At 33.5% G+C, this 15,262-nt stretch carries 12 protein-coding genes, 1 tRNA gene and 1 rRNA gene; all 14 read right to left on the reverse strand.

Annotated elements, in window-relative coordinates; genetic code table 11:
• Positions 1-928: AgaS family sugar isomerase (locus tag ACCQ42_RS10040; RefSeq protein ID WP_410036053.1), on the reverse strand; the 928-nt coding region annotated here is incomplete at its 3' end.
• Positions 929-1,005: 77 nt separating this feature from the next.
• Complete coding sequence (locus ACCQ42_RS10045; protein ID WP_265238501.1) at positions 1,006-2,100, reverse strand: ABC transporter ATP-binding protein; 1,095 nt, start codon at positions 2,098-2,100, stop codon at positions 1,006-1,008.
• Positions 2,093-3,343 carry a Gfo/Idh/MocA family protein gene (locus tag ACCQ42_RS10050; protein WP_410036054.1) on the reverse strand — a complete coding sequence of 417 codons (1,251 nt, stop codon included), beginning with the start codon at positions 3,341-3,343 and terminating at the stop codon, positions 2,093-2,095. Before ACCQ42_RS10050 ends, ACCQ42_RS10045 begins: the two co-directional genes overlap by 8 nt.
• A gap of 7 nt (positions 3,344-3,350) precedes the next feature.
• Positions 3,351-4,181 (reverse strand): carbohydrate ABC transporter permease, encoded by an 831-nt coding sequence (locus tag ACCQ42_RS10055; protein WP_265238505.1) that lies wholly within the window; start codon positions 4,179-4,181, stop codon positions 3,351-3,353.
• The gene (locus ACCQ42_RS10060; protein WP_410036055.1) at positions 4,171-5,079 is read right to left on the reverse strand and encodes a carbohydrate ABC transporter permease; all 909 of its coding nucleotides are present in this window, start codon (positions 5,077-5,079) and stop codon (positions 4,171-4,173) included. The genes ACCQ42_RS10055 and ACCQ42_RS10060 overlap by 11 nt, the downstream gene beginning before the upstream one ends.
• Positions 5,080-5,096: 17 nt before the next feature.
• The gene (locus tag ACCQ42_RS10065) at positions 5,097-6,371 is read right to left on the reverse strand and encodes an ABC transporter substrate-binding protein (RefSeq protein ID WP_410036056.1); all 1,275 of its coding nucleotides are present in this window, start codon (positions 6,369-6,371) and stop codon (positions 5,097-5,099) included.
• Between the two features lie 1,037 nt (positions 6,372-7,408).
• Positions 7,409-7,484 (reverse strand) — tRNA-Gln (locus ACCQ42_RS10070).
• 71 nt (positions 7,485-7,555) lie between these two features.
• Complete coding sequence (locus ACCQ42_RS10075; RefSeq protein WP_106461194.1) at positions 7,556-8,272, reverse strand: hypothetical protein; 717 nt, start codon at positions 8,270-8,272, stop codon at positions 7,556-7,558.
• A gap of 113 nt (positions 8,273-8,385) precedes the next feature.
• Positions 8,386-10,665: a DUF5633 domain-containing protein gene (locus tag ACCQ42_RS10080; RefSeq protein ID WP_410036057.1), complete on the reverse strand. Its 2,280-nt coding sequence runs from the start codon at positions 10,663-10,665 to the stop codon at positions 8,386-8,388.
• A gap of 10 nt (positions 10,666-10,675) precedes the next feature.
• Positions 10,676-11,470 carry a metal ABC transporter permease gene (locus ACCQ42_RS10085; protein ID WP_410036059.1) on the reverse strand — a complete coding sequence of 265 codons (795 nt, stop codon included), beginning with the start codon at positions 11,468-11,470 and terminating at the stop codon, positions 10,676-10,678.
• Positions 11,471-11,476: 6 nt separating this feature from the next.
• Positions 11,477-12,139, reverse strand: a complete 663-nt coding sequence (locus ACCQ42_RS10090) for a metal ABC transporter ATP-binding protein (protein ID WP_410036060.1) — start codon at positions 12,137-12,139, stop codon at positions 11,477-11,479.
• Entirely contained in the window at positions 12,132-13,073 is a 942-nt protein-coding gene (locus ACCQ42_RS10095; RefSeq protein ID WP_410036061.1) for a metal ABC transporter substrate-binding protein, read from the reverse strand. The genes ACCQ42_RS10090 and ACCQ42_RS10095 overlap by 8 nt, the downstream gene beginning before the upstream one ends.
• A gap of 193 nt (positions 13,074-13,266) precedes the next feature.
• Positions 13,267-13,800, reverse strand: coding sequence for a hypothetical protein (locus ACCQ42_RS10100; RefSeq protein WP_410036062.1), 534 nt, complete (start codon positions 13,798-13,800; stop codon positions 13,267-13,269).
• A gap of 1,202 nt (positions 13,801-15,002) precedes the next feature.
• Positions 15,003-15,119 (reverse strand): 5S ribosomal RNA (gene rrf / locus ACCQ42_RS10105).
• Positions 15,120-15,262: the final 143 nt, after the last annotated feature.

Below are 15,262 nucleotides of genomic sequence, written 5' to 3' on the forward strand. Positions count from 1 at the left end.
CATTTGTTATGCCTATTATTTTAGGAGCAATTCCATCCGATTTTATTTCGTCTAGGATGTCTATGTCGTAGGCTTTGGTGTATTCATTTTCTGATACAAATGATATGACTAGGGTCTTTTCGTTTATGAAGGATTTTGGGCCATGTCTAAAGCCCATGGAGCTATCCCAGATTGTTGCTACTTTGCCTGCTGTGAGTTCTAGAATTTTTAGTCTTGCTTCTTTGGTTAGTTTTCCTAGTGGGCCTGATCCCAGATAGACTACTCTGTCGAAGTCAGAGTTTACTAGGTCTTCTATTTCTTGACTTCTTTCATAAATTTCTTTGGCTATTGTTGATAGTTTTTCTACTATTTCTGCCTTATTCTGTGTTTTTGTATCAAAGATTAATAGACTTGCTAGGAGCATTGATGAGAAGGAGTTTGTCATAGCAAATCCCTTGTCGTTGGTGTATTCTGGGTTTAAGAATACATATGATTTTGGATCTTCTTTTAGCCCTGCTGCTAGTTTTCCATTTTCTGCACAGGTTATTGGTAGGTTGTAGAAGTCATCTACTAGCTGTCTACCTAGCTTAACTGCTGCTAAGGATTCTGGGGAGTTTCCGCTTCTTGCAAATGATACTAAGAGGGTCTTCCTATCCTTTTTAAAGTGAAGGTATGGAGCTGATACTAAATCTGTTGTGGCTATTGATTCAAATTCAAAGTCTCCATGACTTTTTAGGTAGTCTGTTGCGATATTTCCAACATATTCGCTGGTGCCTGCTCCTGTAAAGATTACCTTAGCTCCCTTAAGCTTTGCTAGAAAATTTTCTATCTCAGCCTTTCTTTCTTCATATAGCCTATATATTTCTAGCCAAGTATCTGCTTGAGCAAATATTTCTGTATAGGTGTTTTTAAAATCTCTTTCTTCTAACTTTGTTTTATCAAGTAACATCTTCATTCTCCTTTAGTGAAAGCATTGATATTAAATAATAATCTAAATTTCATTTTGATAATCCTAATCAATTTAAATCAATATAATCGTTTCTCAGTTTTTGTATCAAATAGCAACAAATCATCAACATCAAAGTAGATATTTATTGGTGTTCTTTGTTCAAATTGATTCTTATCAAAATCTTTAATAATTATCTCGCTTTTATCAATTTTTGCATAAACTAAAGTTTCGCTTCCCAAATTCTCCGTTATTTCTACCTCTGCTTGTATTACAGAATTTGTTTTATTTTTTTTCTCTAAAAATAGATTCTCAGACCTAATAGCTATGTAAACTTCACTTAAACTATTAGATTCAATTATTTCTTCAATCCTTTTATTTACTTTTACCCTAGAATCCTTAAACTCTAGATAAGTAATATTATCTTCTTGTACTACCTTTGCCATAATAACATTTATCTTTGGAGTTCCAATGAAACCGGCAACGAAAAGATTAATTGGATTTTCATATAAATTAGAAGGTGTATCGATTTGTTGAATAATCCCATCTTTCATAACCACTATCCTATCTCCTAAAGTCATAGCCTCGGTTTGATCATGGGTTACATATACAAAAGTTGTTTCAAGTTGCTTATGAATTTTGTTAATCTCAGTTCTCATATGCGACCTTAGTTTGGCATCAAGATTGGATAAAGGCTCATCCATAAGGAAAGCTTTTGGACTCCTTACAATAGCTCTACCTAAAGCAACCCTCTGATTCTGTCCACCTGATAATTGTCCTGGTTTTCTATCTAGATATTCCTCAATCTGTAATAGCTCAGCAGCAGCTAATATTTTTTTATCTCTTTCTTCTTTGGGAATCTTCTGATTTTTAAGTGCGTACTCCATATTTTTATAAACAGTCATATGAGGATATAGAGCATAATTTTGAAAAACCATGGCTATATCTCTTTTTGCCGGATCAACATCATTTATTACTTTGCCATCTATACTAAGCTTTCCATCACTTATGTCTTCTAGACCAGCCAACATCCTTAAAGTTGTTGATTTTCCACAACCTGAAGGTCCTACGAAAACAATAAATTCACCATTACGTATGTCTAAATTAAAATCTTTTACCGCATGGAATCCATTATCATATATTTTATTTACATTTTCAAAAACTATATTACTCATTCAGACCTCTAATATAATCTTCTATATTTATTTTCTTACCTTCTTTTCTAGAAACTTCTGATGCAAAACACATCATATGACTCATAACCGATTCATCTGCACCTGTTTTAACTTTATCACTATCACCTCTGATAGCTTTTACGAATGCATCTATTATTCCATAATCTGCACCGCCATGACCAGAAGCATTTGTAATCACATCATATGTAGTAGTTCTATATTCTTTAAATCTTTGGACAGTAATTTTCTGAGTATGATCATCAGCAATTAATTCGCCTTCAGTTCCTTGAATTTTTATGTTTCTGTGTACATTGTTTGAAAATGCAGTCAAATTAAACACAGCTTCGATATCATTATCAAATTCTATTGCTATAGCTTGATGATCACAAACGTTGTTATCACATTTATACACACAACGACCATAAGGTCCTTCTCTTAAAGCTTTCTCTAAGCCAGAATCTGTCATAGATACATCTACTACATTTCTCCAGCCAGCCCCAGGATATCCTGTGTAAAAATCTTTCACAGAGAAAATGCAAGTATCTTGATACTTACAATCTAAACACCTATCTGCAGCTCCTGTCGGTTGGTTCTCTTCTTTGAAATATGAAAGTTTTCCAAAAGATGATATAGTAAGAGGATTTGCTCCAGTTAGGTATAATAGTATATCCATATCATGACATGATTTTTGAAGAATTAATGGAGAAGAAAGTTCTTCATTCCTCCAATTACCTCTAACAAATGAATGGGCGAAGTGAAAATATCCTATATTTTCATTGTGATTGATTGACATGACTTTTCCGATTGCACCGCTTTCTAAAATTTCTTTTATCTTGACAAAAAATGGTGAATATCTCAATACATGGCAAATCATAAATACCCTGCTAGCTTCTTTTGCTTTTTTTGCTATTTTAGCTACCTCGTCTGGTATTGGACTTATAGGTTTTTCCAATAAAATATCAAGATTGTAGTCTAAAGCTTTCATACAAATATCATAATGATCTCTATCCGGTGTAGCTATTATTAAAGTATCTACAAATTTATCTTCATCCATCTTTTCAAAAAAGTCATCAGATTTATCAAAAATATATTCATTATTGATTCCAAATTCATCTTGACTTGATTTTAGTCGTTCTAAATCAGTATCTACAAATGATACTATCTCCACATCTTCATAATTTCTAAGTAGTCTCGCATATGCGTTTCTTCCTCTATGACCTGCTCCTATTACCCCTATTTTCATATCTTTTTTATCCTTTCATTCCACTTGATGCTAAACTCTCAATAAATTGTTTTTGGAATATTGCAAATAGCAATATCATAGGCCAAATAGCTATAAGCGCACTTGCCATATAAACAGGATAATTTACTGCATAATGACCAGTAGCTGAGAGGTTAGCTAAACCTACTGATAACGTCATTTTTTCTGGTAAAGTGTTCACTATTAGTGGCCACATTAAGTTATTCCATGTGAATAGTAAACAAGTTATTACAAGTGTCACTATTCCTGGTTTTACAATTGGCAAACAAATGTCTTTAAATATTTTGAATTGCCCAGATCCATCAATTCGTGCAGCTTCTTCCAATTCTTTTGGAATTTGACTAAAAAACTGTCTCATTAAAAATGTACCAAAGGCAGAAAACATTGATGGTAATATTAAAGCTGTTATTGTGTTCAATAAGCCTAACTTATTAATAATCTGAAACTGTGGCACCAAAAATATTTGAGTAGGTACCATTAATACTGACATTATTAATACAAATATCGCATTCTTGAATGGAAATTCTATTCTTGCGAAAGAGTATCCGGCCATTGTACACATTGTTACCTGTCCAATAGTAGTTACTACCGCATAAATAACAGTGTTTTTAAACAATGTAGGAAAATTTATTGTATTTAAGGCCTCCTTAAAGTTTGACCACTGTGGACTTGCCGGGAAAATTTTAGGAGGAATTGCCATAGACTCACTTAAAGTTTTAAGAGCCGTTAGAATCATCCATAAAAATGGGAATACAGTAAATATAACACCTAATATTAACAAGAAGTGTAAAATAATTTTCTTATAACCTTTAATTTGCAATACTATTCACCCACTTTCTCTGTATTTTCAATTGTAAAAATGTAAATGTAATAATAATTAAAAAAAGTACTGTAGCTACTGCCGCTCCATATCCCTTTCTTCCAAAATCAATTGCGGACTGATAGAAAAGATAAACTATTGTCTGCGTACTTTTTAAAGCTGGAGATCCTTTTGATATCATCATAAATACAATATCAAACACTTGTAACGACCCAATCAATGATGTGGTTAATACAAACACTAAAGTAGGTGCTATGAGAGGAATAGTTATTGTGAAAAATTGTTTTATTTCGCCCGCACCATCTAAAGTTGCCGCTTCATAATATTGCTTTGGTATAGATTGCATTCCAGCAAGAAAATATACAATATTCATGCCAAGACCCATCCATACACCAACAACAATAATACACCACATAGCTGTGTCATTATCAGCTATCCACGCCCTTGGTTCTCCTCCAAAAATCATAGCCAATTGATTTAGTAATCCATATTGTCCGTTATATATCCACTTCCAAATCATAGCAACTGCAGCTGGCATAGTAACCGCTGGCAAGAAATAAAGTGTTCTATATATTCCTACACCCTTTATATTTTTATTTAATAAATTCGCTATACTCATTGATATAATTACAGTAAGTGGAACTGTAAAAATAGTATATTTAATAGTATTTTTAAGCGCAGCATAGAAATTTGGATCTTTGAATAACTCTTTATAATTATCAAATCCTATAGGATGCCAAACACCAAAGGAATTTAAATCTGTGAAGGAATAGAATATATTTTGAAAAAATGGAATTATAAAAAATACTAGCAAACCTAGTAATACAGGGAGTATCATAAGATATCCCCGCATCACTTTCTGTGCATTATATTTCTTTTTGCCAGGTTTTTTAGTCATATAACATCACTTTCTTTTTATTTTTGTTCTTTTGCTAAAGCTTCATTCATCTTATCCGCTAAATCTTTAAGTACTTCTCTCACTGGTCTTTCATATGAGTACATTTCATTTATAGCATTGCTTTCTAGTTCGTTCCAAACAGGTGTATTACTACTTACAGGATAAGGAACTGAATACTCAACCATTTGGGTAAATGCTTTTAGATTCTTATCAGGATAAGATTTTTCCCAAGTTTCAAGAACATTGTTATTTGCTGGTATTACTGTTGCTTTTTCAGCCCATATCTCATTAGCTTCTTTAGAACCTAGGAAAGCAAGAAAATCTATAGCTTGTTCTTTATTTTTAGAACCTTTAGCTAAACAATAAGATAAGCCATGAATTGTAGCTGCTCTTTCCTTAATTAGAGGCATTACTTCAACGTCAACTTTATCAGTTATATTTTCATCACCGAAAAATTCAGGCACTCTCCAGCTTCCAGCATATATCATTGCAATTTTACCAGCTTTGAAAAGATCTTTATCAGGAGTATCTGTTAGAGTTTGTAAATCAGGAGAATATCCTTTTTCACCTAATTCTATCCATCTTTCAACTCCGCTAGCAGCCTCTTCTGTATCATATCCTGATTTTGTTTTATCCTCATTGATTATAAATCCGCCTGACTGAGGAATTGTATCATATATACCTTCTTGACATGTAGGCTTAAATGATGTACCCCAAATTCCAGCTTCTTTATCCGTTAACTTTTCAGCTGCTGATGCAAAATCATCCCATGTCCATTCTGGAGTAGGATATTCCACACCTGCTTTGTCAAACAATTCTTTATTATAGAATAAGCCTGTTAAATCCCAGTCTTTTGGTATACCGTAAAGTTTGCCTTCATAAGAATATAGGTCAACTAAACCTTGAGGATAATCATCTTTGTTTATCTTCATCTTATCTATATGATCATCTAGAGGTTCAAGTACACCATTAGTAACAAACTTCATAAAATTTGGTCCGTTCATTGTAAATAGATCTGGCATTACGTCACCTTGAGCTTGAGTTTCTAGCTTTTGGAAGTGATCTTTAAATGTAGTTTCCTCAATTTGAATGTCTACACCTGGATTTTTTTCTTCATATTTCTTTTCTATTTCTTTCATGATTGCTATCTGATCAGGATTCCACATAGCAATTCTGACAACGTTTCCATCGTTAGCATCTTTAGATCCTCCATCATTTGATTTAGATCCTCCACAACCTGTTGCTACTATACCAACCGCTAAAATCAAGCTTATTTTTTTTAGTAAATTCATGCTATCCTCCATTATTTTTATTAAGTAACGGTTAACAATTAGGATTCATTATTCTCTATTTAGATTATAAAAAATATCATTCTAAAATACTAATCATCTTTATATCATTGATATATTTTATAATTAGATTTGGATTTATAGATCTTATTTTTTCTTACAACTGATAATCTTAACAGAAATATTTGTATATAACTTATCGTTATATTTTTTTATAAATCTATTAATAAGGTGTAATTTCTACTATATTTTTTCAAATCTATTTTTAATACAAATCGTTTTTATATTAAGTCTCAGTTTATTATTCATACCAGACGTAATTATTGATTGTTCACAATATATTTATTTCACTTATATATTTTATATCATTCTCTAAAATAGATGACTTTCTAACCTACACAATAAACAAAATCCTGATCAACAGCAAATATACCTAGTATTCCAACTTTTATTGGCTTGCATCATATTTTTTATAAAATTAGAAATCACTTTATTAAGATACTGTTCAAATCCTATCCTTTCATTTATTTAAGTATAAGGTTTTCCTGTTCTATGTATATATTTAGATATCACCCTTTAATAATACTAGTTTATAGCACCTCCTTAATGTAATTTAGTTAAATCTCTTCCTTAAAGACTAGTATGTAAACGATTTTAAATCCTAATGGTAATTACCATCTACTAATTAAATGATATAGCATTTATTCAATTTTGTCAAGTAATTTAATTAATGTTTAAAAAAAGTAGAAATTTTATAACGAAAAATCACATCTAAAAATCTATCTCGTATATTGATACATTTCTATTTATTAAATTAAAAATATCAAAATAAGCATAAAAAAAGACTTCCCTAAAAAGAGAAATCTAAGTGGCTGGGATAATAGGACTCGAACCTATGCTCTCCAGAGTCAGAATCTGGTGCCTTACCAACTTGGCTATCGTAAATAGCCGTTGATTTCGGCTATTTACGCCGAAAACATAGTGCAGTAGCACGGAAGAGTCTGCAAAGCAGACGAGTTTTCGTTCCATTCTGTAATTTTTGGCTGGAATGACAGGACTCGAACCTGTGCTCTCCAGAGTCAGAATCTGGTGCCTTACCAACTTGGCTACATTCCAAAAATTTTCTTACCCTTATAAATTACCTCTTTCAAAAATTTTGTCAACGCCAAATACCAGTAAATATGTGTCTATTTTTGCTTGCCAGTGATACAAAGATTTATCTCGTATCCAGCTCTTATTGATGTATTAATGGACTTGGTGTGAGAAATTTGTGTGGCAGTAATTGGGCTTATATCTTCATATTCTTGTTTTATTATTAAGGATAGGCTCCTTAAGATGGATGCACCTAGACCTTGGTATTTAGGTTCTTTAGAAAATTTCTCAAGGCCTATATCCCAAAGGTATTTTCCAGCAACTGAGGCTCCTGCTAGAGCTATGAGGTCTTTTCCATCATAAAAACTAAGGCCTAGCCTGTCATCTTCATCAAAAGCAAAGGCCATTTTTGTCTTGCCTTTAAAGTTTTTTATATCTTCTTTTTCTAGCCTTGTGAATTCGAAGTCTTTAATCTCTACATATCTATCAGAAAAAGTCATCAGAGGGAAAAAATTGTCTATTTCTATTCCAAATTCTCCTAAAATTTTATCCAAAACCCTAATGTTGTCCGCTTCGGCAAACCAGGCTCCGGGATACTGTTCAAATTTTTTCTTTAATTTGTTTATTAGGGCAGGATTTTCTGATCTCATGAAGACCTTTCCTCCTGTACAAATCGCAGTAAAGGGAGCCTTGTTATAGAAAAGAAAACTTTCATCTGCCTTATTTACCATAAAAATATTATTTTTATCCTTAAATCCCTCAGGACTTATTGAAAAATCATTCAGTATTTGTTTTTTAAAATTAATATCCATTTGCCTAAACTCCAGTATTTTTATTAGTTAAAATTATACTTTTAAGTGCGATTTTTCGCTAAAAACCCATCTAAAAAGCACTTAGCTTATATATCCTAAGTGCTTTCTTGCTTTTAATTTACTTTTAAGTTATAGAACCATCTGCCATTTGAGCCTTGGATTAGATCGTAGGCGTTGTTTGCAAAGTCGCTTTCTAGGGCTTTTTGTGCGGCCTTTTCTGCTTCTTCTCTAGTTTCATAGCCATCTTGAGCTTTTTCTAGATTTTCCTTTTTCTCCTCTGGGTCTATCTCTTTCTTTTCTATTTTAGGCTTTGTTTCATTTTCTTCCTTATTTTTAGGACTTTCTTCAATTTTTTCGTCTGATTTTTCTTCTTCAGCTTCTTCTTTTTTCATTTCTGGTAGCTTGCCATTTTTGTAGACTATTTTTCCGTCTACTTCTTCAAAGTCACTTATGTGGAAGACTAAATCTTCTGTTCCATATACATAGAAGTTTAGTTCTATATTATTTACAGAAGCTTCTGGGTATGCTTTTTCTAAGAATTGTTTTATATTATATCTTAGTATTTCTGATTTTTCATCATCATATTCTTTGCCTATTTCTACATCTGGATTTTCCATCTTATATTTTAGGGTTGCTACTATATCTTTGGCTGTGAAATCGCCTAATTCTCCAGCTTTTTCCATTTTTACTAGGTCTTTTATGCTTAGGTAATGATAATGATCTCCGTGAAGCCAGTAGAATACATCTCCACCCTTGTATTGGCCACCTGGTCCAAATGCCGCCTTGCCATCGGTTATTTGTCCGTAGCTTTCCATTAGTTTAAACCTATCGTCAAATACTCTTTCTATACCTGCTACTTTTTTACCTTTGATGCTGTCATAGGAAAATAGGTCTCCATCATTTACTTCTACATGGGAATAGTCTTTTGAATCATTGATATATTCAGCATCTGGATAATGACTCTTAGGATTTTCTGTTACTACTCCTACTTCTTCTTCGCCCTTGTAGAGGTGCCAATGATCACCATGGTCGATTATTTTTGTAATTCCTTCTGGCCAGGTGAATTCTTTTTTATCTTCTTTTTGATTATCGTGGCTGCCTTCATATTGACCAAAGTTTGCCTTTGGGTAGATATCTTGTGGATTCTCATAGGTTACACCTTCTCTTCCCTTTGAATCGTAGATGTGGTAATGGTCACCGTGTTTTAGGATTTTTACTATATCGTAGCGGTCAACTTTTTCCTTGCCTAGGATATTGGTTATTTTTAGACTTTCTATCCTTGATTTTTCATCATTTCTTGGATTTTCTGGTCTATCTTGACTTTCCTCTTCTTTAGGATTTTCTTTTTTATCTTCGCTTGGCTTTTTATCTTTTTCTTTATTATCCTTTTTATCTCCATGGCTTCCTTCATAGGTGCCTATTGGAATATCTGGATAAAGGCTTGATGGGTCAGAGTAGCTTATATATTCATCTCCATCAGCTGTATAGATATGATAGTGGTCGCCGTGCTTTAAGATTTTTACTACGTTGTGAGTTTTTTTCTCATCTTCTACCTTTATTAACTTATCATCTTTTTGTAGTTTTTCAGGTCTTTTTTCTTCCTTTTTATCTTTATTTTTAGCTTGCTTTTCCTTCTCTTCTTTGAGAATTTTAGCAATCATTTCCTTTCTATCGCCGTGGCTTCCTTCATAAATTCCGTAGGAGGCGTTTGGATATAGGCTTCTTGGGTCTTCGTAAGTTACAAATTCGTTGCCCTTTGATGTGTAGATATGATAATGATCACCGTGCTTTAGAATTTTGATGACTCTTTCATCATCTTTTTCTAATTTTTCTTTTACTTTTTTATTTTCGGCTACTTTTTCTGTCTTTGTTTTATTTGCATTATGTGATCCATGACTGCCTACATAGGTTCCTATTTTTATATTAGGAAAGAGAGCTGATGGGTTTTCGTAGGTTAGGTATTCTGTCCCATCTGCTAAGTAGACGTGGTAGTGGTCACCGTGTTTTTTGATTGCTACTACATTTTTATTTTTTAGCTGATTTTTGCCTACTACACTTACCATTTCAAATTTACCTGTATCTTGAATCTGACTTGGGTCGGTGTAAGTTATCTTTTCCCTGCCATCTTTGGTGAAGACATGCCAATGGTCGCCATGTTTTACGACCTTTACTATGTCTTCTTTTTTGATTTCAGCATCTACTAAAACTTCTGTTGTTTTATCCTTTTTGATGGTAGATTTTTTGGCGATGTAGCTTGTTTTCTGACCTGTTTTTATTGCTTTGTTAACAGATGTTTTTGCTTCTTTATTATTAAATAGGGAGCAGGCACTAAGGCTTGTCGCAAATAGGCAAGCAAGTAGGACTGATCTTCCTAGATTTTTCTTATTTTTCATTGTTTCTCCTTTATTTTTTCTTTATAAAAAGGCTTGTAATTAGCCATACTACAGATATCAATACTATTACAGACCCTGGTTTTAAGTCTAGATAATAGGATATTATTAGTCCTAAAAATACAAAAATAATGGAAAATCCTATTGATAGTAACAGGGTCGCCTTGTAGGTCTTAGTGTATTGCATTGCACTAATACTTGGTATGACTAGGATTGATGATACTATCAAGGACCCTATTGTCTTGGCTGATATTGATACTGCTATGGCTGTTAAAAAGGTTATAAATATATTTACTAGCTTGACATTAATTCCCATGATTTTGGCCGCCTGGGGGTCGAAAATCGTAAGATAAAGGCTTTTGTACAAGCTTATATAGGCCATAATTACAAAAATAGCCACTCCTATCACTAAATAAAATTCCTGATCTGAAATAGTCACTATGGATCCAAATAGGTAGGATGAGATGGCATTGGTATTTTTGACCATGGATGAAAATATTCCCGCAAGACCTATTGATGCCGCAAGGATAATTACCGTTGATATTTCCTGGTAGGCCTTTAATTTATTTCTAATAAGTTCTATAGATAGACCTGCCACAAGACAGGCAATAATTGCCGCAAGTATTGGACTAAAGCCAAAGGCAAGGCCAATGGTAAGGCCTGCTAGAGATGAGTGGGATAAGGTATCTCCAATCATCGATAGCCTCTTAAGTAGGACCAATTGACCCATACAAGGCAAAATCAAGGCCAAGAGTCCGCCGACTATGAAGGCCCTTTGCATAAATTCATATTCTAATATATCTGGCATATTCCCTCACAAACTAAGCTCATCTTTGCTTATTCTCTCAATTTTTCCCTTCTTAATCCTAAGAGCATAATCTACATAGGCCCCTGCCATATCTAGCTGGTGGGTGATGATCAAAATGGTCTTGCCACTTTCCTTAAGACTTATGAGGTCCTTAAAGAACTCATTGGCAAATTCTTCATCAATTCCTGTTGTAGGCTCATCTAAGAGGATTAGGCTTGCGTCCTTTATCAGGGCAAGACTTATAGCAAATCTTTGAATTTGGCCACCTGATAGATCACTTAGGGCCTTCTTCCTATGATCCCAAAGGCCTAACTTTTCCATCAATTCCTTGGAATCAACTTTCTTTTTTAGGTAGGAAATGTGGATTTTAATAGCTTCTTCAATAGTTGTTGGGAAATTCCTGTAAGAAGCCACAGCATTTTGAGAAATATAAGCTAAGTCCCTGTAGTGGTCATCCTTTCTTATATCATCGGAAAATATTTCTATATGGCCTTCCTTAGCCTTTAATTCTCCCATAATTAACTTTAGGAGAGTCGACTTACCGACACCATTTGCTCCGACAAGGGCTAGAAATTCTCCCTCTTTGACTTCAAAATTGATATCATCTAGGATTAAGTCCTTATCATAAGCAAAGCTAAGATTTTCGGTCTTTAAAATTGTCCTATTCATTGAAAGAATCTACCAATGCCTTAAGATTTTCTTCCATAAGGCCCACATAGCCCTTTGATACCATATCATCGTCAAGATTTTCCATGGTGTAGAGGGTAGATGTCTTTGTGCCTGTATTTTTTGCTAAAGTTTCTGCAACCTTTGGTGTAGCCTTGCCCTCAAAAAAGATTGTCTTGATATTTTTCTCCTTCACAAAATCAGCAATGGTCTTAAGGTCCTTGGCTGATGGCTCTTCTTCTGGAGAAATCCCAGTGACAGCCACTTGTTTTAATCCATAATCATCAGCTAGATAATTGAAGGCAGCATGGGAGACTACAAAATATTTATCTTTAGATTTAACCTTAGAAAGCTCATCTTCAAATTTCTTATCAAGTTCATCAAACTTGGCAAGGGCCTTATCCAGATTCTCCTTATAATAGGCTTCATTATCAGGATCCATGGCTGATAACTTCCTATAAATATTATCTACCATTACCTTGGCATTTTTGATAGAAAGCCATGTGTGAGGATTAATCGAAGTCATATCGGAGCCTTCCTTAGATGAATCAAGCAAGTTAAGACCTGCAGAAAGGTCCAAAAACTTATCGTCATCCTTGATATTTGCCTTCAAATCATCAATAAAAGATTCCATTCCGACACCATTATAAGCAATAAGATCAGCCCCATCAAGGTCCTTCATAGCTTGGCTAGTAAGCTCAAAAGAATGAGGCTCCTCATTAGTCTGAATAATAGTTTTTACTTCAAACTTATCCCCAGCTATCATCTTTACAAATTCAGCAACAGGGAAAAAGCTAGCATAAATAGTCTTTTTTCCTTCAGCACTTTTCTCTTCAGTAGCTGTATTTTCAATATTTTTCTCTTCCTTGCCGCAAGAAGTCATACAAACTAGGGCAAGAAGAAATATAACAAATAAATTTTTAAAATTCTTTTTCATATATCCTCCTATATGCAAGTGGTTTGCGATAGTAATTATCATACACCTACTGCAAATCATTTGCAATAGTAATGAGGATTTTTTCATCCAGTTTAGAACATAAAAATAATCCACAACAAAAAAGAAGTCATTTAAAACGACCTCTTTATTGTTGAAAAATAAGTTTTAATTTTTTTGTGGGGGATGTTTTATTCTAATCAGCTTCTAACTCTAACACCCCATCTCGTGCAGATTCCTGGCCCACATACTCAATCCTAGTTGTAAGCTTATCCTTAGCCTTGCTAACTTTAAAAGACTCGTCCGTTTCTTTTATTAGATAAGCTCCCGGTTCAAGTTTTTTAATCTTAATCACATCCTTAATTTTATCCTTGTTCTTTTCAAACATTTCATCACTAATTTCATCATATTCCCTGCCATCAAGATATAATTTGGACTTTTCAGAATATTTAGCAACTTTACCCATCTTTTTATTTATCTGATCTATCGTCATCTTGTCACAATCCTTGGCAAGACGCATGGTATCCCAAGGTCCCATATTTTTATCATCAATTTTCCAATAGGCAAGCTGTCTATTGCTAGCAGTATTAGTCAGATTATTTCTACCTAGTACTAAATCAAGCTCATATCCTCTAGAATGTCCAAAAGATTTCAGGCTCAAGAAAATTACAGCTCCTAAAAGAAGTAGACAGAAAAATATAATTTGTAATTTGTTAATAGTTTTATTCATAAATCCTCCTACTAATCTAGTCTAACACAGGAAGTGTAAAATTTTGATAAATAAAAATATTATAAATCTACTCATCCAATATAAGGCGTTCATAATGATTTTAAAAATGTACTTATCCTTAAAACTATAATAAACGAAAAAATTTAAGTTTAAATAAAAAATAGACACAAAAAAATCGACCTTGAAATTTCTTTACACTCCAAAGTCGATTATTTAACTCCTCCAGTACAGGATTCTGATTTAGGTTCAATCACTCTCTATCATCCTTCCTTTAATTCTTATTTAAACGAAATTTACTTGTACCATGTCTTCTAATATTCTACTAACAAACAACAATTTGATTTACATTTTTATCTAATCCTATCTATATAAAATAGAAAAATGTCAGATGGCTCTACTTTTACACTTATCTTCCACCACTTTTTCTATGAAATCTTACTCAACATACTCTTCTTTACTCATATATCACTACTGTAAGGGCACATATTTAAAACTTCTCTACTAGTAAGTCTCAGATCAAAATATTATAAATCATCCTATTCAATTTTTTTAAACTACCTGTACCGGAGGAGCCAGGATAGTTTATCTATCTTGTTATTAATAATATACCCCGGCTTTTTATTTCTAAACATAAATTTTAAAAAAATCATTGAGAAAAATTGACTTTTTGGGAATATAAAGCTAAAAAAGCAATGTTATATTACGAATTTTATCAATATAGGTAGATTTAATTATATAAAGGACCTGTAAATTTAAGTTTTATAACCCATGTGACTAGCTTATACTATCATAGTTTGAGGGTTATTTTAATTTGATATTTATATATTTTTTGTACAAAAAAAGACTCATTTCTGAGTGTCCTCCAGGAGCCGGATGGGGTCTCTAAAAGGCGACGGACTAGATTTCTCGTTTCGCTCGACCATTTTGCCTCTGCACCAGTCCTACCTACCATCCCCCATTCGGGGTATGGGGTTAGGGCTTTGCATAGAGGGTCCTCTTCTACGCATCAAGCCTACCAACCATTTGCTTCACAAATGGGGTTAGGCATAGACACGAGCCGGACAGGCTTGTCTCCATGAGCCGACGGGCTTGTTTTTTGTTTGGCGACTTTCTGTCCATAATCCAGAGGACCAGACTCTACTATCATAGTTTAAGGATTATTAGAAGCACTAAAAAAGACCTACAATTGTAGATCTTTGTTAGTTTGGCGACTTCCTACTCTACCACCCAGTTGCCCAGGCAGTACCATCGGCGTTATGAGGCTTAACTTCTGTGTTCGGTATGGAAACAGGTGTATCTCTCATGCAATCATCACCATATTTTTTGAACCTTTAAACTTTTTTACCCTACTAATATACTTTCGATTTTTAATTTAATCTACTCATATAGCAATTAGCTTCCTTTAGATCTTCTTTGCTTTGCAAAGAAGTAAGTCCTACATCAATTTGCTTCGCAAATTGTG

Source organism: Anaerococcus kampingae (genome assembly GCF_046365475.1).
Lineage (GTDB): Bacteria > Bacillota > Clostridia > Tissierellales > Peptoniphilaceae > Anaerococcus > Anaerococcus kampingae.

Bases quoted from the DNA above. Each gene is read 5' to 3' on its own strand.
- ACCQ42_RS10045 (WP_265238501.1), bottom strand. From the start codon at position 2,100: ATGAGTAATATAGTTTTTGAAAATGTAAATAAAATATATGATAATGGA.
- ACCQ42_RS10050 (WP_410036054.1), bottom strand. From the start codon at position 3,343: ATGAAAATAGGGGTAATAGGAGCAGGTCATAGAGGAAGAAACGCATAT.
- ACCQ42_RS10060 (WP_410036055.1), bottom strand. From the start codon at position 5,079: ATGACTAAAAAACCTGGCAAAAAGAAATATAATGCACAGAAAGTGATG.
- ACCQ42_RS10065 (WP_410036056.1), bottom strand. From the start codon at position 6,371: ATGAATTTACTAAAAAAAATAAGCTTGATTTTAGCGGTTGGTATAGTA.
- ACCQ42_RS10075 (WP_106461194.1), bottom strand. From the start codon at position 8,272: ATGGATATTAATTTTAAAAAACAAATACTGAATGATTTTTCAATAAGT.
- ACCQ42_RS10080 (WP_410036057.1), bottom strand. From the start codon at position 10,665: ATGAAAAATAAGAAAAATCTAGGAAGATCAGTCCTACTTGCTTGCCTA.
- ACCQ42_RS10085 (WP_410036059.1), bottom strand. From the start codon at position 11,470: ATGCCAGATATATTAGAATATGAATTTATGCAAAGGGCCTTCATAGTC.
- ACCQ42_RS10090 (WP_410036060.1), bottom strand. From the start codon at position 12,139: ATGAATAGGACAATTTTAAAGACCGAAAATCTTAGCTTTGCTTATGAT.
- ACCQ42_RS10095 (WP_410036061.1), bottom strand. From the start codon at position 13,073: ATGAAAAAGAATTTTAAAAATTTATTTGTTATATTTCTTCTTGCCCTA.
- ACCQ42_RS10100 (WP_410036062.1), bottom strand. From the start codon at position 13,800: ATGAATAAAACTATTAACAAATTACAAATTATATTTTTCTGTCTACTT.